At 65.6% G+C, this 23,757-nt stretch carries 35 protein-coding genes; 34 read left to right on the forward strand and 1 reads right to left on the reverse strand.

Going from position 1 to position 23,757, the window contains the following annotated elements:
• The first annotated feature begins 127 nt into the window (after nt 1-127).
• From RAH40_RS03680 to RAH40_RS03750, 15 genes are all read left to right on the forward strand, one after another.
• Nucleotides 128-1,906 (forward strand): DNA cytosine methyltransferase, encoded by a 1,779-nt coding sequence (locus RAH40_RS03680; RefSeq protein WP_306600727.1) that lies wholly within the window; start codon nt 128-130, stop codon nt 1,904-1,906.
• On the forward strand, nt 1,903-2,544 hold the full coding sequence (locus RAH40_RS03685) for a hypothetical protein (protein WP_306600728.1): 642 nt from the start codon (nt 1,903-1,905) through the stop codon (nt 2,542-2,544). Before RAH40_RS03680 ends, RAH40_RS03685 begins: the two co-directional genes overlap by 4 nt.
• Nucleotides 2,537-3,865: a hypothetical protein gene (locus tag RAH40_RS03690; RefSeq protein WP_306600729.1), complete on the forward strand. Its 1,329-nt coding sequence runs from the start codon at nt 2,537-2,539 to the stop codon at nt 3,863-3,865. Before RAH40_RS03685 ends, RAH40_RS03690 begins: the two co-directional genes overlap by 8 nt.
• Entirely contained in the window at nt 3,862-4,182 is a 321-nt protein-coding gene (locus RAH40_RS03695) for a Mor transcription activator family protein (protein ID WP_306600730.1), read from the forward strand. Before RAH40_RS03690 ends, RAH40_RS03695 begins: the two co-directional genes overlap by 4 nt.
• Nucleotides 4,179-4,511: a hypothetical protein gene (locus RAH40_RS03700; RefSeq protein ID WP_306600731.1), complete on the forward strand. Its 333-nt coding sequence runs from the start codon at nt 4,179-4,181 to the stop codon at nt 4,509-4,511. Before RAH40_RS03695 ends, RAH40_RS03700 begins: the two co-directional genes overlap by 4 nt.
• Before the next feature lie 109 nt (nt 4,512-4,620).
• Entirely contained in the window at nt 4,621-5,271 is a 651-nt protein-coding gene (locus RAH40_RS03705; protein WP_306600732.1) for a hypothetical protein, read from the forward strand.
• Complete coding sequence (locus RAH40_RS03710) at nt 5,264-5,842, forward strand: hypothetical protein (RefSeq protein ID WP_306600733.1); 579 nt, start codon at nt 5,264-5,266, stop codon at nt 5,840-5,842. Before RAH40_RS03705 ends, RAH40_RS03710 begins: the two co-directional genes overlap by 8 nt.
• Nucleotides 5,835-6,101, forward strand: a complete 267-nt coding sequence (locus RAH40_RS03715) for a hypothetical protein (RefSeq protein WP_306600734.1) — start codon at nt 5,835-5,837, stop codon at nt 6,099-6,101. The genes RAH40_RS03710 and RAH40_RS03715 overlap by 8 nt, the downstream gene beginning before the upstream one ends.
• Nucleotides 6,094-7,164 (forward strand): DUF5131 family protein, encoded by a 1,071-nt coding sequence (locus tag RAH40_RS03720; RefSeq protein ID WP_306600735.1) that lies wholly within the window; start codon nt 6,094-6,096, stop codon nt 7,162-7,164. The genes RAH40_RS03715 and RAH40_RS03720 overlap by 8 nt, the downstream gene beginning before the upstream one ends.
• Complete coding sequence (locus RAH40_RS03725; RefSeq protein WP_306600736.1) at nt 7,161-7,487, forward strand: hypothetical protein; 327 nt, start codon at nt 7,161-7,163, stop codon at nt 7,485-7,487. Before RAH40_RS03720 ends, RAH40_RS03725 begins: the two co-directional genes overlap by 4 nt.
• A gap of 9 nt (nt 7,488-7,496) precedes the next feature.
• The gene (locus tag RAH40_RS03730) at nt 7,497-7,724 is read left to right on the forward strand and encodes a hypothetical protein (RefSeq protein ID WP_306600737.1); all 228 of its coding nucleotides are present in this window, start codon (nt 7,497-7,499) and stop codon (nt 7,722-7,724) included.
• 11 nt (nt 7,725-7,735) lie between these two features.
• Nucleotides 7,736-7,885, forward strand: coding sequence for a hypothetical protein (locus RAH40_RS03735; protein ID WP_306600738.1), 150 nt, complete (start codon nt 7,736-7,738; stop codon nt 7,883-7,885).
• A gap of 245 nt (nt 7,886-8,130) precedes the next feature.
• The gene (locus RAH40_RS03740; protein ID WP_306600739.1) at nt 8,131-8,430 is read left to right on the forward strand and encodes a hypothetical protein; all 300 of its coding nucleotides are present in this window, start codon (nt 8,131-8,133) and stop codon (nt 8,428-8,430) included.
• 12 nt (nt 8,431-8,442) lie between these two features.
• On the forward strand, nt 8,443-8,634 hold the full coding sequence (locus RAH40_RS03745) for a hypothetical protein (protein ID WP_306600740.1): 192 nt from the start codon (nt 8,443-8,445) through the stop codon (nt 8,632-8,634).
• 72 nt (nt 8,635-8,706) lie between these two features.
• Entirely contained in the window at nt 8,707-9,159 is a 453-nt protein-coding gene (locus RAH40_RS03750; RefSeq protein WP_306600741.1) for an XF1762 family protein, read from the forward strand.
• Between the two features lie 461 nt (nt 9,160-9,620).
• On the opposite strand, the gene RAH40_RS03755 is transcribed toward RAH40_RS03750, so the two are convergent.
• Nucleotides 9,621-9,974, reverse strand: coding sequence for a hypothetical protein (locus tag RAH40_RS03755; RefSeq protein ID WP_306600742.1), 354 nt, complete (start codon nt 9,972-9,974; stop codon nt 9,621-9,623).
• Between the two features lie 555 nt (nt 9,975-10,529).
• On the opposite strand from RAH40_RS03755, the gene RAH40_RS03760 reads away from it, so the two are divergent.
• From RAH40_RS03760 to RAH40_RS03845, 19 genes are all read left to right on the forward strand, one after another.
• Nucleotides 10,530-10,985 carry a DUF5675 family protein gene (locus RAH40_RS03760; protein WP_306600743.1) on the forward strand — a complete coding sequence of 152 codons (456 nt, stop codon included), beginning with the start codon at nt 10,530-10,532 and terminating at the stop codon, nt 10,983-10,985.
• Between the two features lie 110 nt (nt 10,986-11,095).
• Nucleotides 11,096-11,317 (forward strand): hypothetical protein, encoded by a 222-nt coding sequence (locus RAH40_RS03765; protein WP_306600744.1) that lies wholly within the window; start codon nt 11,096-11,098, stop codon nt 11,315-11,317.
• A gap of 4 nt (nt 11,318-11,321) precedes the next feature.
• Nucleotides 11,322-11,570: a hypothetical protein gene (locus RAH40_RS03770; protein WP_306600745.1), complete on the forward strand. Its 249-nt coding sequence runs from the start codon at nt 11,322-11,324 to the stop codon at nt 11,568-11,570.
• A gap of 3 nt (nt 11,571-11,573) precedes the next feature.
• Nucleotides 11,574-12,296: a hypothetical protein gene (locus RAH40_RS03775; RefSeq protein ID WP_306600746.1), complete on the forward strand. Its 723-nt coding sequence runs from the start codon at nt 11,574-11,576 to the stop codon at nt 12,294-12,296.
• Entirely contained in the window at nt 12,296-12,700 is a 405-nt protein-coding gene (locus RAH40_RS03780) for a hypothetical protein (RefSeq protein WP_306600747.1), read from the forward strand. Before RAH40_RS03775 ends, RAH40_RS03780 begins: the two co-directional genes overlap by 1 nt.
• Before the next feature lie 3 nt (nt 12,701-12,703).
• A complete protein-coding gene (locus tag RAH40_RS03785; protein WP_306600748.1) occupies nt 12,704-13,492 on the forward strand; it encodes a hypothetical protein in 789 nt (262 codons plus the stop codon).
• 175 nt (nt 13,493-13,667) lie between these two features.
• The gene (locus RAH40_RS03790) at nt 13,668-14,159 is read left to right on the forward strand and encodes a hypothetical protein (protein WP_306600749.1); all 492 of its coding nucleotides are present in this window, start codon (nt 13,668-13,670) and stop codon (nt 14,157-14,159) included.
• Nucleotides 14,156-16,051 (forward strand): phage terminase large subunit family protein, encoded by a 1,896-nt coding sequence (locus RAH40_RS03795; protein WP_306600750.1) that lies wholly within the window; start codon nt 14,156-14,158, stop codon nt 16,049-16,051. The genes RAH40_RS03790 and RAH40_RS03795 overlap by 4 nt, the downstream gene beginning before the upstream one ends.
• Before the next feature lie 59 nt (nt 16,052-16,110).
• Nucleotides 16,111-16,326, forward strand: coding sequence for a DUF6148 family protein (locus RAH40_RS23015; RefSeq protein WP_373432545.1), 216 nt, complete (start codon nt 16,111-16,113; stop codon nt 16,324-16,326).
• Nucleotides 16,323-17,918: a phage portal protein gene (locus RAH40_RS03800; protein WP_306600751.1), complete on the forward strand. Its 1,596-nt coding sequence runs from the start codon at nt 16,323-16,325 to the stop codon at nt 17,916-17,918. The genes RAH40_RS23015 and RAH40_RS03800 overlap by 4 nt, the downstream gene beginning before the upstream one ends.
• Entirely contained in the window at nt 17,915-19,276 is a 1,362-nt protein-coding gene (locus RAH40_RS03805; protein WP_306600752.1) for a S49 family peptidase, read from the forward strand. Before RAH40_RS03800 ends, RAH40_RS03805 begins: the two co-directional genes overlap by 4 nt.
• A gap of 12 nt (nt 19,277-19,288) precedes the next feature.
• Nucleotides 19,289-19,837 carry a hypothetical protein gene (locus RAH40_RS03810; RefSeq protein ID WP_306600753.1) on the forward strand — a complete coding sequence of 183 codons (549 nt, stop codon included), beginning with the start codon at nt 19,289-19,291 and terminating at the stop codon, nt 19,835-19,837.
• A 12-nt stretch (nt 19,838-19,849) separates the two neighbouring features.
• Complete coding sequence (locus RAH40_RS03815) at nt 19,850-20,800, forward strand: Mu-like prophage major head subunit gpT family protein (RefSeq protein ID WP_306600754.1); 951 nt, start codon at nt 19,850-19,852, stop codon at nt 20,798-20,800.
• A gap of 53 nt (nt 20,801-20,853) precedes the next feature.
• Nucleotides 20,854-21,330 carry a hypothetical protein gene (locus RAH40_RS03820; protein WP_306600755.1) on the forward strand — a complete coding sequence of 159 codons (477 nt, stop codon included), beginning with the start codon at nt 20,854-20,856 and terminating at the stop codon, nt 21,328-21,330.
• 3 nt (nt 21,331-21,333) lie between these two features.
• Complete coding sequence (locus RAH40_RS03825; protein ID WP_306600756.1) at nt 21,334-21,642, forward strand: hypothetical protein; 309 nt, start codon at nt 21,334-21,336, stop codon at nt 21,640-21,642.
• The gene (locus RAH40_RS03830; RefSeq protein ID WP_306600757.1) at nt 21,639-22,094 is read left to right on the forward strand and encodes a hypothetical protein; all 456 of its coding nucleotides are present in this window, start codon (nt 21,639-21,641) and stop codon (nt 22,092-22,094) included. The genes RAH40_RS03825 and RAH40_RS03830 overlap by 4 nt, the downstream gene beginning before the upstream one ends.
• Complete coding sequence (locus RAH40_RS03835; protein ID WP_306600758.1) at nt 22,087-22,335, forward strand: hypothetical protein; 249 nt, start codon at nt 22,087-22,089, stop codon at nt 22,333-22,335. The genes RAH40_RS03830 and RAH40_RS03835 overlap by 8 nt, the downstream gene beginning before the upstream one ends.
• Nucleotides 22,335-23,282: a hypothetical protein gene (locus RAH40_RS03840; RefSeq protein WP_306600759.1), complete on the forward strand. Its 948-nt coding sequence runs from the start codon at nt 22,335-22,337 to the stop codon at nt 23,280-23,282. Before RAH40_RS03835 ends, RAH40_RS03840 begins: the two co-directional genes overlap by 1 nt.
• Nucleotides 23,283-23,290: 8 nt before the next feature.
• A complete protein-coding gene (locus RAH40_RS03845) occupies nt 23,291-23,620 on the forward strand; it encodes a hypothetical protein (RefSeq protein ID WP_306600760.1) in 330 nt (109 codons plus the stop codon).
• The last annotated feature ends 137 nt before the right edge of the window (nt 23,621-23,757 follow it).

The raw sequence follows: 23,757 nt of genomic DNA on the forward strand, positions 1-23,757 counted from the left end.
GTCTTTGGAAGGCCGATCCGGTCGCATCGGGCCTCAACCGAGTGCTCTACCTCGACGATTGCATTCGGCCGCCGCGAGACCGCTGGTTCGTCAAGATCCGGGCTCCCAGGGACAGGAAGGTGTCCGCATGACCGCCACCACCGTCTCCCTCTTCTGTGGCGCCGGGGGCGAATCCCTGGGGAAGCACGCCGCTCTCCGAGAGCTCGGCCTCGAGGACGCCACCCTGATCAGCCACGCTGTGAACCACTGGGACCTGGCGGTCCAGGCCCATGGGATCAACCTCCCGAACGTCCTGGTGCACCAGGAGGACATCACCCAGGTTTCCGCCGCCACCTATGGTCTGACCCGGATCCAGCTCCTCTGGGCCTCCCCCAGCTGCGTGCACCACAGCCGGGCCCGGGGCGGGAAGCCTCGGGAGGACCAGCAGCGCTCCCACGCCTGGGAGGTCACGGACCGGTGGCTGCGGGTCGCCCAGGTGGATGTCCTTCTCATCGAGAACGTTCCCGAATTCGAGGAATGGGGACCCCTCAACGAAGATGGCCAGCCCATCCAGTCCCGCAAGGGCGAGGCCTTTCAGGCCTGGGTCGCCGATCTCCGGTCCCTGGGCTATGAGGTGGACTGGCGCGTCCTGTGCGCCGCCGACTTCGGGGCCCCCACCACCCGCCGGCGGTTCTTCCTCCAGGCCGTGAAGGACGGCAAGGGGATCCACTGGCCGGAGCCCTCCCACCGGGACCCCCGGAAGCCCGCGGGGCTCTTCGACGCTGCCCTGCCGCCCTGGCGCACCGCCGCGGAGTGCATCGACTGGAGCATCCCCTGCCCCAGCATCTTCGACAGGAAGAAGCCCCTGGCCGAGGCCACCCTCCGCCGGATCGCCGCCGGCGTGGTCCGCTACGTCGTGGAAGCGCGGCGCCCGTTCCTGGTGAACCTCACCCACGGGGGGCGGCTGGAGGACCTGGACGAGCCCTTCAAGACCATCACCGGGGCGAACCGCGGGGAGAAGGCCCTGGTGGTCCCCTCCCTGGTGGGCGTGGGCGGCCGGGCCGGGCAGTCCGGTCCCCGGGGCGCGGACGAGCCGATGCACACCGCCACCACGAAGGCGGATACAGCCCTTGTGGCGGCCTCCATGGTGAGCCTGCGGGGAACCTCCCCGGAGCAGATCAAGGGCAGCTCCGGGAGCGTGGAGGAGCCCGTCCGGACCATCTCCGCCGGCGGGGGGCATGCGGCCGTGGTCGCCGCCTTCCTGGCCAAGCACTACACAGGGGTGGTGGGGTCCAGCGTCGAGCAGCCCATGCCCACGGTCACCGCCACGGACCACAACGCCCTGGTGGCCGCCTCCCTGGTTCAAATGTGCTACGGCGAGCGCGACGGCCAGGCGCCGAGGGCCCTGGATATTGAACAGCCCCTGGGAACCGTGGTGGCCGGCGGCATCAAGCACGGCCTGGTCGCCGCCCACATGATGAGCATCGACCAGCAGAGCACTGGGGCCAGTGCCTCCCGCGGGGCCGACGAACCGATCAGCACGGCCACGACCAAGGCCCGCCATGCCCTGGTGGCCGCCTTCATCTCCCACTACTACGGCCAGGGCACCACCGCCCAGGACCCGGGCCAGCCCCTGCACACCATCACCACCCTGGCCCGCCACGGCTTGGTGACCGTGGAGATCGACGGCGAGACCTACATCATCACCGACATTGGAATGCGGATGCTGGAGCCCAAGGAGCTCGCCGCGGCCATGGGGTTCCCCGAATGGTACCGGTGGGTCATGGCAGGCGGGGCCCCGCTCACAAAGCGTGACCAGGTAAAGATGATCGGCAACGCCGTTCCGCCACCCTTGGCCAAGGCCCTCGTCCTGGCCGTGGCCGGGCCCCGCCCCGAGCTCTTCGGGCTGAAGGAGCGGATCGCATGACGGCCAAGCCCTTCATCATCACCGTCCCGGCCGTGCCCCCGGGTCTGAACATCACCAAGCGGATGCACTTCCGCCTCCTGGCCGAGCTCAAGGAGCGCTGGTGGGTCCTGATCCGGAACTCCCTGGTGAGCTGCCCCATCCCGGCCCCAACGGGCCGGCGCCGGGTGGATGTGATCGTCTGGACCGCCGCCCAGGTGGAGCAGGACCAGGACAACTTCGTGGGCGGGTGCAAGGAGGTCATCACCGACAACCTCAAGCCCCCCAAGTCCGAGATCTGCACCTACCGCAAGGGGCCCCGGGCCGGGCAGAAGTTCTCGCGCCGGCGGATCGGGCTCGGCCTGATCCTGGAGGACAACAAGAAGTGGCTGGAGTGGGGCGAATTCCGCCAGATCCAGGTGCACGCTGACGGAGAGGAGCGAACCTCCATCATCCTCACGGACTGCGACGAAGGCCTGACGGCCGAGCAGCGCCGGGACGAGGTGGCGCTCTACGCCCTCCAGGCCCGCCGGTTCCTGATCCGGATCCTGGCGCCCGGCATGGTGCCCGAGGTCGAGCAGGATGCTCGCGACGAGGCCGAGACGTTCATCAATGAGCCCCTTCCCGGGGCGCTGCAAGCATACGAGGTGCGCAATGCGTGACTATGGCGTGATCCTGCCCTCCTTCTGGACGGGTGACACCGGACGAAAAATCCGGGCGCTCGGGGCCCAGGCACAGTTGATCGGGGCCTACCTGCTGACCGCTCCGGGCAGCAACATGATCGGCCTTTACTATCTCCCCCTGCCCACCCTGGCGCATGAGGCCAACACCCCGGAGGACATGGCCCTCCTCCTGCTTGAGCACCTGAACGGCCTGGGGTTCGCGGCCTACGACCGCAAGAGCGAGACGGTCTGGGTCAGGAATATGGGGTTCTACCAGGTCGGGGAGAAGATCCAGCAGAAGGACAAGCGCTGGCCAGCCATCTTGAAGGAGGCCACGAACTACAGCGGTTCTCCCCATTTCGAGGGATGGCTCTCTGTCTATGGTGCGCCGTGGAACCTGGATGAGGCATTCCTGGCTGGAGCCGTTCTCGAATCCCCTTCGAAGGGGGTTCAGAGGGCCATCCGGAAGCGGAAGCAATCCCCTCTGAAGGGGGTTCCGTCCATGGATGAGCCCGAGCAGGAAGACCCTCTGAAGGCATTCACGCCGACCGGAAACCAAGATTCGGAAAACCAGGAAGCCCCTTCGAAGGGGGTAGCCGAGGACGGAAAACCTGGATCCGAACCCCCTTCGATGCCAAGAGCAAGAGCAAGAGCAAGAGCAGAAGCAGGAGCAGGAACAAGAGCAGAAGCAGAAGCATCAACCGGCGCGTCGGAGCCCCCGGCCCCCGCCCCCAGACCAAGAGATGCCGCCGCTGCCGCCGCCCTTCCCCCCTTCCTTGAGAAGCGCTTGAAGGAGCTGGGAGTCTCCGGTCAATACCCCCAGCAGCTCCTGGAGAAGCTGGGCCGCGTCGGGCTCCAATGCGCGGTCTACAAGATCTCCACGAAGCCTGGTGGGCGGAACCCCCCGGGCCTCCTCCTGACCCACGGCTCCGAACTGGCATCCGAGGGGAAGGCGCTCCTTGAGGAAGCGGTCGCCGTGGCCGGGAAAGGGGCCCCTGGAGCGTGGACCGATCCCCGATGGGGGAAACTCCCGCCGGAACTCCGTGACGACCTGGAGGCGCAGACAGCCTGGGCGGACTGGATCCGGGTGGAGCGACAGTGGGCCGCCGCCCGGGGCGGCGCCGGGGAGGAAGAGGCCGGCCTCACCGAGAAGGGCGCGCGCCGGACGCTCCTGAAGATCCTCCAGGACCACCATCCGGACCCCTCGGCCCTGGGCCAGGACGTCCAGAAACGCATGGCGGCCATGCCCGCCGCCCTGCAGGCCCCCGTCGCCAAATTCATGGCACTCACCGCGGCCCTTGGCCTTGGAGGAAAAGCATGATCGAGACCATCGCAAGGCGCCGGGAATTCAAGGCCCGGATCGTGAAGACCATGATCAGCAAGGGGATCGCGGCGGCCATGGCCGAATCCCTGGCGACCCTCTCCGTCGATAGCATCTGGGCGGAATACGGCGGGCAGCGGGTCTACTTCCCGAAGGGCCGGAACGTCAAGGCCGACCCCGAGCAGATCTGGGAGGCCTTCACCGGGCGGAACCACCAGGAGCTGGCCACCCGGTTCGATGTGACCGTGCGCCGGATCGAGCAGATCGTGGCCGAGCGCACCGCGGCCCTGAAGGTCCCCAAGGGAGGCCTGCCGTGAGCGGGAACCCCTACCCCAAGCAGAACGCCTACCGGAACCCTGCCCTCCTGGACGTCATCCGGTTCGCCCCCTGCTGTATGAACCGCGCCTGCCAGGTCAAGCAGGAGGGCCAGGTGGTCCCGTGCCATTCGAACAGCCTCCGCCACGGCAAGGGATCCGGGCTCAAGGCCCACGACATCCCAGCTGCGCTCTGCGGGAACTGCCATGACCTGATCGACGGCCGGGCCGGGAATCTCACCCGCGCGGAGGCAGAGGCCCTGTTCTTCGAGGCGGTCTACAACACCTGGCTCTGGCTCATGAAAAGCAAGCGCTTGAGGTTGGTCCCTTGACCCTCCCGCCTCATCCCCCCGAGCTCCGCCGGCGGGAGGTATGGCTCATGGCCACTCTCGCAGCCCTCTTCCTCATCGCCCACCTCCTCTTCAACGTCCCGAGGCCGTAATGGCAAAGATCGACCCCACCAAACCCGCCCCACCCACGGTTCCCATGGTCCCGCTGGAGAACCTGCAGGCCGCGATCGCGCGGTCCAAGCAGCTCATTGCAGAGCACAAGGCGATCCGCCCGGACAACCTGGACATCCCGGCCATCACCATCTGGGCCCAGCACAAGGAGACCCTGGAGTGCGGCCTGACGATGCTGGAGCAGCAGGAGGCCGTCCGATGGCGGGATGTCCCGGTCCCCGGGGGGCGCCCGGCCCAGCCTACCCCGGCTCCGGCGCCCGTTCCGGACCGCGCTACCCCGGCTCCGGCCCCGGTTCAGGCCCGGCCCACCCCGGCAGCTACGCCGCCGGCGCGCCGCCCGGCGATCCTCCCGCCCCTGAAGAGGGAGCGCCACACCAACCAATCACCCCGGGCCCTGGTTGAGGAGCGCGTGGCCAAGGCCTGGGTGGCATTCGCCGAGGCCCAGACGTGCCGAACCCTCGAAGAGTTCCTCAAGAAGCGCCAGCGGGTCCAGCAGCACCGCTACCTGATCCAGAAAACCTGCCGGACCTATGGTCTGGCGCTCCCCGACATGCCGGAATCCCCGGCGAACCGCTTCCCCCTCGGCAAGCCCGGCCGGAAGCCCAAGACCCAGGAGGTCGAACATGTTTAAGACCATCGCGAGGTGGTTCGGATTTTCCCGTGGGCCCGTGGAGCCCGGCCCTTGGGAGGAGCCCACCGGGCCCATCGCCCACACCGGACCAGATTCCGTCAAGGTTACGGTCACCTTCTCGGATTACGCGAAGGCACTCAAGGTAATCAACGACCGCCTTCGGGATCAGGTCCCTCTGAACCAGCGCAGGGCATCGGAGTTCGTCCGCCACACGCTCTCCGAGATGCGGGCCAACTTCGAGCGGGACGAAGCTTACAAGGACCGGGACCTCTGGTACGGCAAGGCGGTCGCAGCGGAAGACCGCCTGGTAGACCAGGGGGCCAGCCTCCAGATCGCTCTGGAGGAGAACCGGAAGCTGAAGGAGGACCTGGCCGAGATGAAGACCGGGGCCTACGTCGAAGGGATCTTGGAATCCGCCCGGGCCGGGGGGCGCCAGCTGGAGCACGTTGAAATCTCCCGACGGTTCTTCCAATGGTGGTCCATTGCCAGCATTGAGCCCGGAGCCACGTTCCCGACCTGGCACCAGATCCACAAGGTTCTGAACCCGAAGGTCGAGGTGCCCCATGCATGAGGCGCTGCAGGTATCCCAGGCCCTGCTGGATAAGCGGGATAGCGCGCGCCTGATCCTGGGCGACTCGTATCGGGAAATCATGGCCGAATACGGCGAGGTCATCACCGCCGTGTCCAAGGACCGGGGTCTCAACATCATCGCCGCCACCTACCAGATGATCGGCGAGAGCCCCGATCTGGAGTCCACGGGGATCCTCTACCTGGTCGCGGCCGCCGTGGAACTAATCGCCCCCTCTCCCTCGGAGGTGGCCAATGGCTGAAAACACCAAGATCGAGTGGTGCGACCACACCGTGAACTTCTGGTGGGGCTGCACGAAGGTGAGCCCGGCCTGCCTGAACTGCTACGCCGAACGCCAGGATGCGCACTTCCACCCGCACCTGGCCCCCAGGGACCGGTTCCAGGGCGAGAAGGCCCTTTCCTCCCACTGGGGCCCGGCGGCCCCCCGCCTGGTCCGGGTGGAGGCCGCCACCAGGGAGGCCATGAAATACGAGCGCCAGGCCGTGGCCCTTGGCCGGCGCTTCCGGGTCTTCACGAACAGCATGAGCGACTTCTTCGAGGACCGGAGGGACCTAGACCAGGCCCGCCTGCAGGCCCTGGAGGTGATTCGCCTGACCCCCCACCTCGACTGGCTGATCCTCACGAAGCGCCCCGAGGCGATCGTGGGCCTCCTGAAGCGGGCCGAAGGGGCGACCCCCTCATCCGGGATGAGCGACTGGCTCCGGAACTGGCTGAACGGGATCCCTCCGGCCAACGTCTGGCTGGGGACCACGGTCGAGAACCAGGAGATGGTGGAGCCGAGGATCTGGGAGCTGATCAGGACCCCGGCCGCGGTCCGGTTCCTCAGTTGTGAGCCCCTCCTCGGCCCCCTTGAGCTCCGGCTCATGGAGCAGTGGTTGGGGTTCACCCAGGCCCGTTCCCTGATCCACTGGGTCATCTGCGGGGGCGAGTCCGGCCCTGGCGCCCGGCCCATGCACCCCAACTGGGCCCGGGGCCTGCGGGACCAGTGCCAGGAAGCGGGCGTGCCCTTCCTGTTCAAGCAGTGGGGGGAATGGGGTGCTAGCGCGCAGCACATGTCCACCGGGGAGCCCGTGTTCAGGGTCTTCGAGAACGCGGACCACTGGTGGGCCAAGGGCCCGACCTGGATGTCCAAGGGCGACATCCTCCTGGACGCAGCCGGCGAGCACCTGCGAAACAGCGGGGACCTCATGCTCTCCCGGTACCCCCCGTTCACGGCCATGCGGAAGTTGGGCAAGACCCGGGCCGGCCGCCTCCTGGATGGGGTGGAGCACAACGGCTACCCCGACCCCGCGGGGCGCCCGTGAACTTCCAGCCCTACCGTGAGACCCCGTATCGGGACTGGACGATCCAGCACACCTGGCGCACCTCCCAGGAGCGCCCGGTCCCGGACGGGTTTGACCGGGTGGCGGTCAAGGGCACCCAGAAGGTGGCCCAGGACCTCCACCAGACCTGGGCCGAGTTCACGGCCGCCCTGGACGCCCTGGACGGGTTGAGGGCGCCGAGGGCCACTACCACACCGCTCACCTCCGGAGCGCGCCCCAAGGAGGCGGCGCCCGGGAAACCACCCCCGCGCCGCCGGCGCGACCCAGACCCCAGCCTCCAGTCCCTGTTCGACCTCCCCACATGAAAGGTCCCCATGAGCAACCTCCCCCCCAACACCTTCGACCTGACCATCCGGGTCACGGTCACCCTCCCCCCCGGGGAGGACCCCGAGACCCAGGACGTCCCCATGCTCATCACGGGCGGGGACTTCAACCCCTGGCCCGGGGTCCAGATCCACGACGCCGAGATCCTGGCCTACAGGCCGCGGGAAGCGTCCGCGGATATTCAGGAGCGGACCCTCGAAACCCAGTCTCCAAGCTGATGGAGCACGCCATGCCCGACCGCCGCAACAGCCCCTTCGCCCGCCGAACCTCCCGGGAGCGCCGGGTCAGGTTCTGGGACCGCCGCCGCCACGCCGGCCCCCTCCGGATCCTCTGGATCTCCCTGGAGGACCTCCTCCCCCGCCTCCTCTACTTCCTCTGAAAGGAACCCCAATGCGTACCCCACCCCGAACCCCGAACCCCGAAATCGTCGAACTGGAGGCGAAGCTCAAAGCCCTTAAACAGAGGGACGCCGTCCTCACCTTGCTGAAAGCCTGCGTGGATGACCTGGAACGCGGCGTCGTCTCCGCGGACGGCATTCTCCAGGTCATCGTCTACCGCCTCGGGTGCAACGTCACCCTCGGGGCCAACCTCGACCACAACGTCCCCTCCTTCTGAAAGGACACCATGCAAGCCCTCCATCCAATCTGGCACCGGGACGCCGACGCCATCCTTCACAAGGCCCTCAAGACCTGGGGCCAGCACGAACAAGAACAGATGGCCTTCGGCGAGTGCGGGGAGTTCGTCGCCCTCGCCGCCCTGAAGGTCCAGGGGCGCCTGACCACGGAGGCCGTGGTCGATGAGATCGCGGACGTGACGATCATGATGCGCCAGATGGCCCACCTGTACGGGCTGGCCCAGGTCGAAGAGCGGATCCGATTCAAGTTGGACCGCCTGGCCAAGAAACTCGAACGCCACCAGGCCTAACCCGGAGCCACCATGCAAACCCACCCCACCCAACCCGAGCTTGCCGAGGTGCAGCCCGATTCCCCGAAGCGGACCCTCCGCTTCCTCTACCTTCCCCTGACTCCCCTGGCTTTCTGGATCATCTCCAACGCGAAGGTCACAGCCCCCCGCGCCCCCGCGAGGCCCAACAAGCGTCCGCTCCTGCCGCAGGATCGGAACCATTAAACCCAACAACCATCAGGGTCAGAACCGGAAATTGGAACGGCTGATCCTGTCCATCCTCCGGAGCCTTCCACCTTGCTGACCCTCGCCCCCATCGACTTCCAGGACGCCGCCAAGTTCGTCGGCCTGCACCACCGGCACCACAACCCTCCGGTCGGCTGGAAGTTTGGCATCGCAGCGATGGAAGACGAGGTTCTCCGGGGCGTGGTGATGGTGGGCCGTCCCGTGGCGCGTCATGCCGATGACGGGTTCACCCTGGAAGTCCTCCGGTGCTGCACTGACGGCGTCAAGAACGGGTGCAGTTTCCTCTACGCAGCTGCATGGCGGGTCGCCAAGAACCTGGGCTACACCCGCCTCATCACCTACACCCTGCCCCAGGAAGGCGGAGCCAGCCTCCGCGCCACCGGGTGGCGGGAACTCTATCAGACGCCAGGCCGGTCCTGGTCCGTCCCCTCAAGGCCCCGCGTGGACTCCCACCCCCTCGGCCCGAAAACCCTGTGGGAGATGGCGGACGAAGCCGCTGGCTGATGTCCAGGATCACCGCCGTTTTCTCATTGCGGCTTCGATGGTGAGACGGACTTCACGGGCATGAAGCCAGGCCATGACCTGGGGGATAGCAGCCAGGATCAGGGCTGCGAACAGCACTACGTAACTCATGGTGGTCCTTTGTTATCGCGCTCGAGCCGCTCGTTGCGGAGCTTGCTACCAGGTTCGACATCAAGGGGTTGTGCTGGACCTCTACAGTAATCAATCCCTAACACCACGTCAAGTAGTTGTTTGGAGAAGCCTTGAACGATCATACAAAGGAAACAATTCATACCTGTCTTTGTGGCGGTACGGGCAAGTGCTATGACTCAAGAGCCACTACCAAGTACTGGTGGCGAAGGTACAAGTGCCTGAAATGTGGCGCCCGTTGGACCACAAGAGAATATCGGCGGCAATAGGAATCGGGGGGCCCATGGACCCCCCGCTTGTGTTACCTCGGCATGTCAGGCCGCCCGAATGCAAACCGAAGCAAGTCCCGCCTGCAAATCGGCTGAATACTTCTCCCGTTCGGCCACCTGATCAATCTCCAGGAAGGCGATCTCCCAAAGAGCATTCGGAGGGATCCAAAGGCAGCTGGACTTGTAGCAGGGGATGACTTGGCTAAGGCACCACGACTGGCCCACCATGTTCACCTGGGAGACCAGAAGCTCACCCGGAGCCCCGGTATGCCACCACGTGCAGGTGACGACGAAGATCCCGGGGTAATCGGGGAGGATGACCCCGGGCGGGAACAGGAAGAGAGAGTAGGCGGTGCCCGACCCCCCTTCGTAAGTCTTGAGGTTAGGGATGTGCTTCATGAAAACTCCGGGAAATGTAAACTGCCACTTGCGCCCGGCGTCTCAATCGGTAGAATTGCGGTTGTCAGGCAGCAACTCTTTCGAACAAAACACCGCCCCGTGGGCAAGGGTGGTAGCAGTTTGGTTAGTGCCCACTTAAGCGTCTCTGGAAACAGGGGCGCTTTTTTTGTGCTCAATGATCTGTGCCTAGTCTGGGTCCCCCAGTTGCGTCAGGCACAAGAGATCGTGCCGACGAGTCAGAATCACCCCAAGATATTGGGGAGTCAAGGGGGAGCCGTCCCCTTTTTTTCGCCTTTGGGAAAGAGCCATAAAAATCAAAGCGTTTATCGAACGGGCCTCCCTCCGAGAAATCAAATTCGGAACAGAAGGGTTGATCCGCAAAATCCCATCACTTTCCGAAACCTTTCGCCGAACGCAAACGTTTTAGTGTATGGGCTTGGTGAAACCAATCGAATTCATCCAAACATAATATTCTTTAATTTCAATGTTTATGCGTTATAGATTTGGCGAATTGTTTCGCCAAACCCAGGAGTTTTTGAAAGCGACTCTGGGGATATGGACAAAGCCCCCCTCCGACTCATGGTCCAGCGTAGGCGCCCCATCGGCAAAAACACGCCGGGGGATCTCTATGTCGACGGCGTGTGGGAATGCCACACCGTGGAGGACCTGGTTCGCAAGCTGGGCCCCAAGGGCGAGGGCAAGATCCCAGGTGAGACCGCCATCCCGGCCGGCACCTACAAGGTGATCATCAACCTCAGCGCACGGTTCGGAAAGCTGATGATGCGGCTCCTGGATGTGCTCTGGTTCGTCGGCATCCTCATCCATGGGGGCAACACAGCGGAGGACACACACGGCTGCATTCTGGTGGGCCAGAAACTCACCGCCCAAGGCACGATCGCCGCCGGCACCTCCACCCCAGCCATCACAGCCCTGTTCGCCAAGGTCCAGAAGGCCCTGGCCGAGGGCCGCGAGGTCTGGATCGAGGTGAAGGACGCCGAGGAGGGAGCCTGATGTGGCAATGGCCGTGGACGCAAGCGACCCCTACGACGATCGACCCTACGACCATCCCTATTGGCCTGTTGAGGAGCATCCTCCGGTCGGACCATCCGGAGAGGGCCAAAGTGGCGATTGCGATTCTGGGGGCGGTGACCCTCTGCTTCTCCCTGACGCTCATGAGCCTCGCGGTGTGGTATCAGGCCCTGATGTTCCAGAAGGTTGACGGCAACCTCGTGACGGCCCTGCTGGGCCTCTCCACCTCCGTGGCCGGGCTCGCGGGTGTGGCCTATTTCAAGAAAGAGCCCGAACCCATTCCCACCACCGCGGCCCTGCCGCCCAAGGAGTAGACCCATGCATTACCGCAACGGCCGTGAGGCCCATAACGGCGACAAGCTGGTGAAGCTGAACTTCAGCACCGGGAAGGTGGAGGCCTTCGGTGTCCTCCACAGCGCCGTCCCCGGCAACGACTACTGCAACGGCAACATCGCCACCATTCAGGCCCCCAACGAAGGCGCCTGCATGTGCGACTGCCTCCACGTGGACGACCTGGCCGCAATCATCGCGGCGGCCGGCCTCGACAAGCGGCCCGAAGGGAAGTAGGCCATGGCCCTGAACGGGATTCCAATAAGGGTCCGCCTGATCGCCGTGGGCGCCCTGGCCCTGATCTGCCTGGCGATCGGATTCAGCGCGCAGAGCTGCGCGCGCCGGCGGGACCTGGCCAATCATGAACAGCAGGCGGACCAGCACCACGTGGCGGGGAACGCCGCCGGCTCCTCCTCCGCGCAGCATGAGGGCGCGGCCCAGGGCCACGAGGCGGCCACCCATGATCTTGATCCCGTGATCCACGACGATGACGCCCAGGTCGATCAGGCCCAGGGTGCCGTGAACCACTTGGCCAGCCCCGGGGGAGCCTCCGGGCCAGGGCAGCAGGCCGGCCCACCACTGCAGGACCCGGTGGAGCACGCTGCCCTGGACGCGGCCAAAGACCGCCTGATCGATGCCCTGAAGACGGACCTCGCCGATACGAAAGCCCAGAACCTGCACCTGGTGCAGGCGAACCTGGAGCGCCAGGCGCAGGCCGGCGACCTCAAGGTGCAGGTGGGAGAGCTCCAGGGGGAGGTGCGCGAGCTGCGCGCCGCCCTCGCCGCCCAGCCCAGGGAGCGAAAGTGGGGGGTGACCGCAATCTACGGAAGCAATTCAACCGCTGGTGCAGGCGTTTCCAGGGACTTCGGCCCGATGAGGGTCGGAATCGACGTGGTTCGCCGCCAGCTTAACCCCGGGCAATACACCCTCGAGGCCCTCGGCCGATTGAGCTGGAGTTTTTGATGATCACGACCTTCCAGTGGATCCAGATCATTGGATTCCTTCTCGTGCAGACCGTTGGCATCGTTTGGGGCGTCTCCAAGATGCTCGCCGCCCAGGACAAGGACCACCAGGCCCAGAGAGAAGAGGATCGGAAGGAGCACGATCTCAAGCACCAGCAGATATGGGGCGGAGTGAATCGCCTCGAGGCATTCACCCGAGATGAAATCTCGGTCGTGCGCGAGGCCCACAACCAGGATGTCCGTGCACTGGAGGGGAAGATCTCGGAGCGCCCGGACCGCCAGAGCCTGGAGAAGGCCCTTGAGCAGATCGAGCAACGGCTCGGAACCCGGATCGAGACCATGACCGAGCAGATGGGCCAGCTCATCCAACTCGTTCGCGATGTGGCTCGGCCCGGGGGGAAGTGATCTATGGCGGGTGAAGGAACGCTGGTTTCCTATCGGGTCACGGTTGATCCGGCCTTCCATGCCTTGACGAAAGTTGAGGATAGCCAGTTTCCATATGCCTTCTCCCTCGCACTGAACAGGGCGGCAAACGATGGCCAGGAGGCCGAGCGCGGCCGGATCAAGGGCCAGTTCAATATCCGGCGCGAATCCTGGAATATGCGCGGCATCAAGATCATGAAGTCTGATCGCGCCTCCAAGACGCGATGGTCCGTCATTATCCAGGTCGCACCCGAGGCCGACTACCTCAACAAGTTCGAGGAAGCGGGGATCCACGAGCCTATGGGTGGCAGGCAGTTCGTCTGGATCCCGAACCCCAAGGTGTGGAAGAACGGCATCGTGCCCAAGGAAGATCCCTTGAGGCCCAGCAAACTGAAGTTCACCCGGGATCCCCATGGCCGAATGGAAGGCAACCTGGGCACCTACATGATCAAGCGCCGATCTGATGGCGCGACGCTGGTGATGCAGAACACAGGGAAGACGGGGCACAAGGGATTCACGCTGGGCAGCATGAAGGCGCTCTCCCTGGACAACGTGGCCACAGGCATGGGCCCAAGGATGCGCACCCAGAAGGCGCTCAAGAACAGGAAGGTGGCATACAAGGATCAACGCCGCATCAAGCTCTACACGCTCAAGTCCAAGGTCACCGTGCCCATCAAGCTACAGTTCGTGCCCACCATCACCAACACGGTGGATGCTCGGATCGCCTCCCGCTTCAGGGAAGCATGGGACGAGGCCATGAGGACAGCCAGATGAAGAATGGAAAGCAACCCATTCCATCCATTGCCCTTGCACCGCGAGATGGGCAGCCATTGCCCGCTCGGGTCCTTCCGGGGGGGGGCGACGAGGGTGCTCGCGCAAACCTCGCTGGATTTCTAGCGCCAGGCCGCGGAAGTCATTTCCGCTTCCTCGTGGGGTCCGGGGGTGCCTAATGGACCTTGCCCGGCTGTCCCAAAAGGAGTTGGCCAAGCTTCTGCGGGTCGAAGATCGAACGGTTCGAAATCTCAAGGACGAGAAGATCCCCTGCCACGGTGAAGGCCGCGGGATGTATTACGTTTGGGACGAAGTGGAGCCGTGGTGGTTTGATCGCCGGATGCGTTTGGTCGGCCTCAAAAAGACGGACGCGGTTGGAGTTCCCGACATTTTCATTTCCGAGGCGCGCAAGGCGGCAGCGGATGCGGAAATTGCGGAAATGAAAGCGGAAACGATGAAGGGAGGGTTGTTGGAGGCGGCCGCAGTCGAGGTGATCTGGTCCGAACACATCGCCATCGCCAAGGCCAAGCTCCGATCCATCAGCCCCCGGGTCGCCGTCCAGCTCATGGACGGAATGACCGTTCAGGAGCGCAAGGCCTTGATCGATGAGGGGATCTTCGCGGCCATGGCGGAGCTGGAGCGCGGCGAGGATGAGGCCGCGACCGCATGAACCTGGTGAAGCTGGCCACCTCCGAGCACCTGGACCGGGCCCGTACCGTGCTTCGCCGCGCGCGCCGCGCCTGGTCCCCCCCGCCCCGGATGAGCGTGACGGAATGGGCCGACACCTACCGCCAGATGAGCGCGGAGAACTGCGCAGAGCCCGGCCGGTTCAACTCAGCGCGTGCGCCCTACCAGCGGGGCCCGATGAATGCCATCTCGGATCCCCTGATCGAGACGGTCACCATCATGAGCTCGGCCCAGGTGGGCAAGAACGAGATCTGCCACAACGGCCTGGGCTGGATCATCGACCTCTACCCCGGGCCGGCCCTGTGGGTGGCTCCGACCGAGAAGGCCGCGGAGAAGTGGAGCAAGACCCGCCTCGCCCCCATGCTCCGGGACACTCCGCGCCTAAAGGGGAAGGTGGCGGATCCGAAGAGCCGGGACACCGGAAACACGATCCTGGAGAAGCAGTTCCCGGAAGGCCTGCTCTTCATCGTCGGGTCCAACGCCCCCAGCGGCCTGGCCTCCCAGCCGATCCAGTACGTTTTCGGGGATGAAATTGACCGAATGGAGGCCTCGGCCGGCACCGAGGGCGACATCCTAGACCTCGCCAAGAAGCGGACCACCACGTACGTGGGCCGTCGAAAGCACGTTTGGGTGAGCACGCCCGGCATCAAGGGGGTCTCCCGCATCTTCAAGAGCTGGGAGCAGTCGGACCAGCGCCGGTACTTCATGCCCTGCCCCCATTGCGGGGAACGGATCACCTTCCGCTGGAAGGATCCCGATGGAACCTACCGGGTGATCTGGCCCCACGAACCCGAGGAGCCCGAGAAGGCCTATTACGTCTGCGACCGGTGCGGCGGCGTGATCACCGACGCCCACAAGCACAAGATGTTGGAAGCCGGGGAATGGATCGCCGGCCGCCCCGAGGTGAAGGGGCACGCCGGGTTCAACCTGAACGAGCTCTACAGCCCCTGGCGAACCTTCGGGGATGTGGCCAAGGCCTTCCTCGAGGCCAAGGCCGGCGGCCCGATGTCCCTCATGGTGTGGGTGAACACCTCCCTGGGCGAGCCCTGGGACCCCCGGGACGGGGAAGGTCTCCAGGTCCAGGGCCTCAAGGCGCGCCGGGAGCACTACGCCGCCGAGGTCCCCATTGGCGTGGCCTATCTCACCCTGGGCGGCGACATGCAGGACGACCGCTGGGAGTACATCGTCCGGGGCTGGGGCCACGGTGGGGAATCCTGGCTCATCAAGCGCGGCATGGTCCTGGGCAACCCCGCCATGGAGACATTTTGGGCCGATGTGGATCAGGTCCTCTCAGGAGAGTTCCGCCACGTGTCCGGATACCCCATGCGCATCACCAGCGCCTGCCTGGACTCGGGAGGCCACTACTCCAAACAGGTCAAGGCCTTCTGCAGCCCACGGAGCAACCGACGCATTTTCGCCATCCAGGGGGCGAGCACCGCCCTGCAGAAGCCCGTCATGCGTTCCAACAAGAAGACCAAGCTGTGGCGTCTGGATACGATCGCCCTCAAGGACACGTTCTTCGCATGCCTGCGCGTCCAGGGCCCCGGGCCCGGGTTCGTCCATTGGCCGGACAACCTCCTGGACGACTATTTCGACCAGATCACAGCTGAAAAGGTCGTGTACCAGACCCGCAATGGCGCGACCAGGCGCTCCTACAAGAAAGTCACCGAGGACGCGCGGAACGAGGCCCTGGACTGCGAAGTCTACGCCATGGCGGCCTGGGAGATCATTTCCGTGGGGACGGATGACATTGAGCGTGTCCTCAAGGCCCTCGCGGAGCAGGTTGGCCGCCCCCAGGGCTCCGGCCCGGCTGCACTTCCGTCCGGAAATACGGGCCACAGGACCCGCCGGGTGCGCAGCGCCGGCATCACCTGAAACGATTTGCCGAAACGTTACGCCAAAAAACATAGGGGCCTGAGCGCGACTCTTTGCCCATGGCTGGCATAACCCTCGATCAAGCCCAATCGAAGCTCGCAGAATGGATGGCAGCGGATTCCGCGGTCGCCTCCGGGCAGGCCTACGAAATTCACGGGCGCAAGATGACCCGCGCGAACGCCGCCGAGATCCAGAACAACATCACATACTGGAACTCCTGGGTCGTTCGTCTGTCCAGGACCGGCATGCGCGTCCGCAACGGGGTGCCCCGATGAGCCGCCGGCAGACCATCGAGGCGATCAAGGCCGCAGTCCAGCCGACCCTCCTGGACGAGGCCATCGGCTTCTTCAGCCCCCGGCTGAAGCGGGAGCGGATCCAGAACCGCGCGACCGTGGCCATGATCGGCTCTTGGAACGGCGGTTCCCGGTCGCGGCGGGCCACGGCGGAATGGAACACGCCCACCGGTTCCGCCGATGCGGACCTCCTGTACGACCTGGAAACCATGCGGGATCGCTCCCGTGACCTGGGCCGGAACGTGCCCCTGGCCTGCGGGGCCATCAACACGGTGGTCACCAACGTGATCGGCACCGGAATCCAAGCACGCCCCCGCATCAACGCGGAGCTGCTGGGCATGACCCCGGAGGAGGCCGACGCCTGGCAGAAGAACACCCGGCGGGAATGGGAGCTCTTCTTCGAATCAACCGACTGCGACATCACCCGGAACGATGATGGCTATGGCCTCCAGGGCATCGTCTTCCGCTCCGCGCTGGAGAGTGGGGACGTCTTCTCACTCCTCCCCCGAAAGAAGTTCGGGAAGGAGGCCTACGGCCTGAAGATCCAGGTCATCGAGGCCGATCGGGTCTGCAACCCCCAGAGCCAGAGGGAAACCGACACCTTCGCCGGCGGGGTCGAGATGGATGTGGATGGGGCCCCGGTGGCCTACCACATCCTGCGCCAGCACCCTGGATCCATCGCACCCTCCGCGCGCGTCTGGGACAGGGTTCAGGCCTACACCCCCCGGGGAACGCGCCGAATCCTCCATCACTTCGACCGCCGGCGGCCGGGGCAGACCCGCGGGTATCCCTACCTATCGCCAGTGATCGAGCTCCTCAAGCAGCTGGGCCACTACACGGATGCGGAGGTCATGGCCGCGGTCCTGAACGGCATGTTCTCGGTCTTCGTGACATCGCCCGACGGGAACGGACTGAATTCCGTCTCCCTCAACGACGATTCGAGCAGCCCTTCCAAGGACAACGAGGTGAAGCTCGGATCCGGCTCGATCGTGGATCTTCTCCCCGGGGAGAAGATCGAAATCGCGGACCCGAAGAGGCCCAACCAAGCCTTCGATCCCTTCGTGATGGCCATCCTGCGCCAGATCGGCGTGGCCCTGGAGCTTCCCTTCGAAGTCCTGGTGAAACACTTCACCTCCAGCTACACCGCCGCCCGGGCCGCCCTCCAGGAGGCCTGGCGCTTCTTCAAGATCCGCCGGCGGTGGCTGGTCAAGTCCTTCTGCGCCCCGGTCTACGAGGCCTGGATGGAAGAGGCCGTGGCCTCGGGCCGCATCGCTGCCCCCGGCTTCTTCGATGATCCCGCCATCCGGCGGGCCTACCTCGGGTGCCTCTGGATCGGAGACGCCCAGAGCCAGATCGATCCGGTCAAGGAGGGCGAGGCCGCGGCCCTGCGCATCGAGACCGGGACCAGCACCCTCGAGGCCGAGACGATCGCGGCCAACGGGGGCGATTGGGAGGAGAACGCCGTCCAGCAGGGCAAGGAAAGAGCACGCCGGAAGGAACTCGGCCTGGTCACGGATGCCCCAGTGGCGATCACCGGCAAGCCCACCACCAACGTTCCCCCGGGGGAAGAATGAGACTCGCGGACCTGGTTTACGCCCCCTGGGCCATCACGCCGCAGATGCACGCGGAAGTGATGGGCATCTATGAGCGGCACTGCCGCGGCGAAAAGATCGACATCAGGGGGCTGGAGGCCTCCCTGGGCCGGCCCCTGGCCAACGAGCCCAGCCCCTACTGCATCGAGCAGGGCGTGGCCATCCTCCCCATCGAGGGCGTGATCGCCAAGCGCATGACCCTGCTCTCCCAGATCTCCGGCGGGGCCTCCAGCAGCTACGTCGGCCAGCAATTCTCCCTCGCCCTCCAGGACCCCAACGTCAAGGCGATCATCCTGGCCATCGATTCCCCCGGTGGGGCCGTGGACGGAACCCAGGAGCTGGCCTCACTAATCGCCGGCGCCCGGGGGACCAAGCCGGTCGTGGCCTTCACCGATGGGATGATGGCCTCTGCCGCCTACTGGATCGGCAGCGCGGCCGACCAGCTGTTCATCTCCGGGGATACCACCCTGGTGGGCTCCATCGGGGTCATCACCTCCCACACGGATCAATCCGGGGCGCAGGCGATGAAGGGAATGAAGACCACCCCGGTCACCGCCGGCAAGTACAAGGCCATCGCCCATGAGTATGCGCCCCTGTCTGAGGATGGCCTCGCCATGCTCCAGGGCCGGGTGGACGCCCTCTACACCGCATTCGTCAACGACGTGGCTCGGAATCGCTGCTGCGATCCGGAAACCGTCCTTTCCGACATGGCCGACGGGCGCGTTTTCGTCGGCAAACAGGCGATCGAGGCCGGCCTGGTGGACGGTGTTTCCACCTTGGACGAACTCATCGCTCAGCTGTCCCAGGGCAGTATGCCCGATCCCTGCAAAAGCGCCGGTGCTGCGCTGCAACCTCAACCCCAACCACAGGAGACCAACGTGTCCCTCACGAAAGAACAGATCCTGGCGGAGCATCCGGAGGCTGCCGCGGCCCTGAAGGCCGAGGGCCGGGCCGATGGTGCCACCGCCGAACTCGCCCGCATCAAGGCCGTCCTCGCCGCCGGGCTTCCCGGCCACGAGGCCCTCATCAACACCCTCGCCTTCGACGGCAAGACCACCGGCCCCGAGGCCGCCATGGCCGTCCTGCAGGCCGAGCGCGGCAAGCGCGAAGTGATGGCCCGGACCATCGAGGCGGATGCCCCCGCCCCCCTGCCCCACGCGACCGCCCCCGCCCCCCAGGCTCCCGACGCCGCCCTGGACCACCTCCCCCTCGAGGACCGGTGCAAGGCCGAATGGGAGAAGAAGCCCGAGGTCCGCGAGGAGTTCGGGACCCTCGACGTCTTCACCGCCTACATGCGCGCCGAAGCCAACGGCCAGGCCCGCATCTTCGGCAAGAAATAAGGAGCCGCGACCATGGCACTCACCAACAACTCCCCCCGCGCCTTCGAGCAGGGCGATCGCAACGAGTTCCCCCTCACCGCGGCCGTCGTGGTTTACGAGGGCTCCGCCGTCGGCATCAACCCGGCGACCGGCTACGCCCGCGCCCTGGTGGCCGGCGACACCTTCGTGGGCTTCTCCGAAGCCAAGGTGGACAACACCCTCGGAGCCGCCGGCGACAAGACCGTCCGCGTCATCGACGAGGGCAAGGTCCAGCTGGCCATCTCCGGCGTCGCCATCACCGACCTCGGCAAGCCGGTGTTCGCCTCCGACGACAACACCTTCACCCTGACCCAGGGCTCCAACACCTACATCGGACGGGTGTCCCGCTGGATCGCCACCGGCATCGCCGTGGTGGCCTACGAGTCCGAGTTCGGGGGCGTCAACACCGAGCTGACGTACAGCGTCGGCACGCCCGCCACCGCCATCGCCGACGTCACGGCCTCCTTCGTGCAGGCCACCCTCAACAACAACTTCGCATCCCTCGCTGCCGCCATCATCCAGATGCAGCGGATGCTCAAATAAGGAGACATCCCCATGGGTGCGGAACTTCTCTCTAGCCGCGCGATCTGCGGGTTCTACTACGCGCGTCTCGACCAGTCCGTTGGCACGGGCTGGATCGACGCGGCCACCAACTACTTCACCTCGGACCAGGACGCCGAGACCTACGCCTGGCTGGGCATGTCGCCTCAGCTCCGCCTGTGGGTGGGCGGCCGCCAGGCCAAGGGCTTCCTCGAGAACAAGCTCACCATCACCAACCTGCACTTCGAGTCCACGATCGAGATCCTGAAGAAGGACGCGCGCCGGGACAAGACGGGGCAGATCAAGGTGCGCATCAACGACCTCGCGGACCGGACCAACGCCCACTGGGCCAGCCTCGCGTCCCAGCTGATCCTCAACGGGGCCAGCACGGTCTGCTACGACACCCAGTACTACTTCTCCACCAGCCACTCCGAGGGCAATTCGGGGACCCAGAGCAACAAGCTCAGCGTCACTCTCTCCGGCCTGCCCTGCCAGGTGCACGGAACCGCCGCCGCTCCCTCGGCGGAAGAGATGCAGCAGTGCATCCTCAAGGCGATCGCCCAGATCATCAGCTTCAAGGATGACCAGGGCGAGCCCATGAACGAGAACGCCGCCGAGTTCCTGGTGATGGTCCCCACCAGCCTCTATCTGGTCGCCCAGGCCGCGGTGAACAACAACGTCCTCACCAGCAACGCCATCAACCTCATCCCGAACCTGCAGGGCATGACCATCCGCGTGGCCATGAACGCCCGCCTGAACTCCTGGACCAGCACCTTCGTGGTGTTCCGGACCGACGGCAGCGTCAAGGCCATCATCCGCCAGGAGGAGGCCCCCATCGCCCTCAAGGCGAAGGCCGAAGGCTCCGAGTTCGAGTTCGACAACGACGCCTGGCAGTTCGGCGTCGATACGTGGCGGAACGTCGGCTACGGCTACTGGCAGATGGCGTGCCAGGTGGTCATGGCCTAAACGGCCCTTTCCCGGGGGGAGCGGTGCGAATCGCTCCCCCCTTCGGAGGAACAATGCCAATTCTGAAAGTCAAAGGGATCGTGGCCCGGTTCGCAACCGGGATCATCGGTCTCTCCGAGGAACAGGCCGCGGATCGCATCCAGAACCTGGCCCTCCTCGAGGACGGCCGCTACGAGATCCTCCGCCCCATCGAGTTCCGGGCCGGGGAAACCGTGGATTACGACGGCGAGGTCAGCCCCCTGCTCCTGGAGTCCGTGGACCTGGCCGAAATCCCCCTGGAGAGCCTGACCTCCAAGGAGATCGCGACCCTGGCCAAGGGCGAAGGCCTCAACCTCGACGCGCGGAAGAAGAAGGAGGACCTCATCCAGGCCCTTCTGGACTTCCGGGCCAAGAAGGCCGGGGATGCCCTCCTCGAAGCCAAGGCCGCCGAGGAACAGGCCGCGAAGGACGCCCGCATCACCGAACTCACCGCCAAGGGCGAATCCATGACGGCCGAAGAGGCCGCCGAGCTCCTGGCCCTCAAGGGATGATCCATGCTTGATCTTGCAGGTGACCTGGCGAACATGTTCCGCGGCCTGCCCGGAGCCGTCCAGGTGTCGTTTCAGACTTCCACGACCTGGGGCCTGTTCGATGCCGAGACGGACCTCCAGGACCTCGGCGGGCAGCTGCAGGCCGCGGGCATGTCCCAAGCCCTGACGATCGCCACGGGCAGTCTCCCTGGCGTCAAGAAGGGAAGCGTCCTGGCCGTGGGGCCACAGGGCAGCCAGGTCTCCTACAAGGTCCGGTTCCCGTCCCTCAAGGACGATGGGGCCATCACCCTCCTCTGGCTGGAGGTCCCATGAGCGCCGGGCCCCCCACCACGCCGGATGAGGTGGTCCAGAGGTTTCTGGACCTCCTCACCTCCTCCCCCTCCCGGCCTGCCGCGCTCCAGGGAGCCGATCGGATCCTGGATCACGATCTCCTCCCCGTGGCGGAGGAGGAACTCCCGGTCCTCGGCGTGTACCTGGCCGATGACAAGTTCCATTCCGTCCTGAACGATCATGGCTGGGACTGGCGGGCCGCCGCGGTCCGGGTGGAAATCCGCGCGATCGGCCCCATGCTGGCCGCAACGGCGGAGATCCGCAACTGGGTGAAGACCACCGTCCTCCAGGACGATTCCCTGGGGGGGCTGGTCCGCTCCACCACCTTCATGGGCTTCCAGCCCTTCGGGAGCCCGTCCAATGTGCGCCTGGCCGGCGCGGACCTGGACTTCGAATCCATCTACAAGGACTTCACGGAGCAGATCAATGAATGATCCCAATGTGATCGCCACCGGGCGGAGCTACCAGTTCCCGGACCAGGATGTCCTGCTCCCGGCCGGAATCCCTGTCTATGTGGCGCCCGAGGTCCTGGACCAGCTGCTCCCCCTCGAGGGCGTTCGCCGGCTGGAGGCCCCCTCCATCACCCCCGACCCGGGCCCCGGGCCGGAACCCACCCCTGAACCCCCGGCGGCCCTCAGCGAGGCCCCCGCCCCCACCCATGAGGAGAATCTCTAATGGGCAGCAACTTTGGCGGTCTCGCGGCCGCGGACAACAACTGGCTCCGAACCGGCGTCGGTAAGCTCTTCGTGCTCCCGTACTACGACTGTGCCCACGAGGTGGGCAAGGTCACGGTCACCGCCGGCGGCACCGGGTTCACCACCGGCACCGCGGTCACCTTCGCCGGGGGCGGCACGCCCACCCGTCAGGCGCAGGGCACCATCGTGGCCCCCTCGGGCATCATCACCCAGGTCCTCATCACCGATCCCGGCGCGGGCTACACCACGGCCCCCACCTGCACGGCCACCGGCGGCACCGGCGCCACCCTCACCCCTGCCCTGGGCCTGGCCTCGGGCCCCCTGCGGTGGCTGGCCCCCCCGGCCGCGCCCGTGTTCGCGGACTACCTGGAAGGCTTCATGCAGCGCCTCTACGTGGATCCGACCACGTGCAAGGTGCTCAACCCCCTCGTGGCCCCCTGGGGCTTCCTGACCGCCGACGGCTTCAAGCCCAAGATGACCCAGGAAAAGGTGGAGGTCGACGGCAACGACGGCCCCAAGTTTACCCTCGCGGCCATGGACACCCTGATCGGGGGCGAGTTCACGTTCCAGGATCTCAACGCGGATCACCTGGCGGATGCCTTCTCCACGCCGGCCGGAAACATGATCTCGATCGCCGCCGCCACCGGGAAGGCCGGTCGGATCCGCATGGGCCAGGGTTCGGAGCGGATCCTGAACAAGTACATCCTGATCTACCGCATGCCCAGCGTGAAGTTCCTGGGCGAATTCGACCACATGATCATCCCCCGGGTGACCTTGAGCGTGGACACCGACCTGTCCCTGGCCAAGGGCAAGGACGTGGACATGAAGATCTCCTTCTCCAGCCAGGCGGAGACCTCCCTGATCAGCCCGATCAACGGCGAGTACTGCACCCACGCCTTCGACTTCGCCAACGCCGCGGCTCTGTGAGGTAGACCATGGAGATCAAGAAGCTCAGCCTCCTCCACCTCACCAGGGGTCTCCAGCTCCTGGACCGCATCCAGAATGTGGATGAAGGGGCCGACGTCGAAATGGTGGCGGTCTACCTCGCTTCTCCCGACATCCTGCGGAAGGCCAAGACGAACCCCTCGGTCCTCGACTCTCTCCTGGAGCAGGCCGGGGACATGGACGCCGAGGAGGCCGCCGGGATCGTGGCCGATTTTTTCGAGCGATGTCTTCGGTACAGAGCCGACACCATCGGCTCTTTGCCCGCCATCACCGAAGAAATCAGGACCAAGGTGCTGAAAGCCCAGGGCCAGACATCCTGATCCACCTCCTGGCCCCCGAAGCTGGGGGCCACGACGCCGCCTGCGTCCTGGATGCTGATGAAGCGCTTTCATGGGCATGGAGGCTCCTCCAGGAGCGCAGGTGGTCTGCATGGGAGCGGTCCCTGCAGCTCTGGGCA

This window comes from Geothrix sp. 21YS21S-2 (genome assembly GCF_030846775.1).
GTDB lineage: Bacteria > Acidobacteriota > Holophagae > Holophagales > Holophagaceae > Mesoterricola.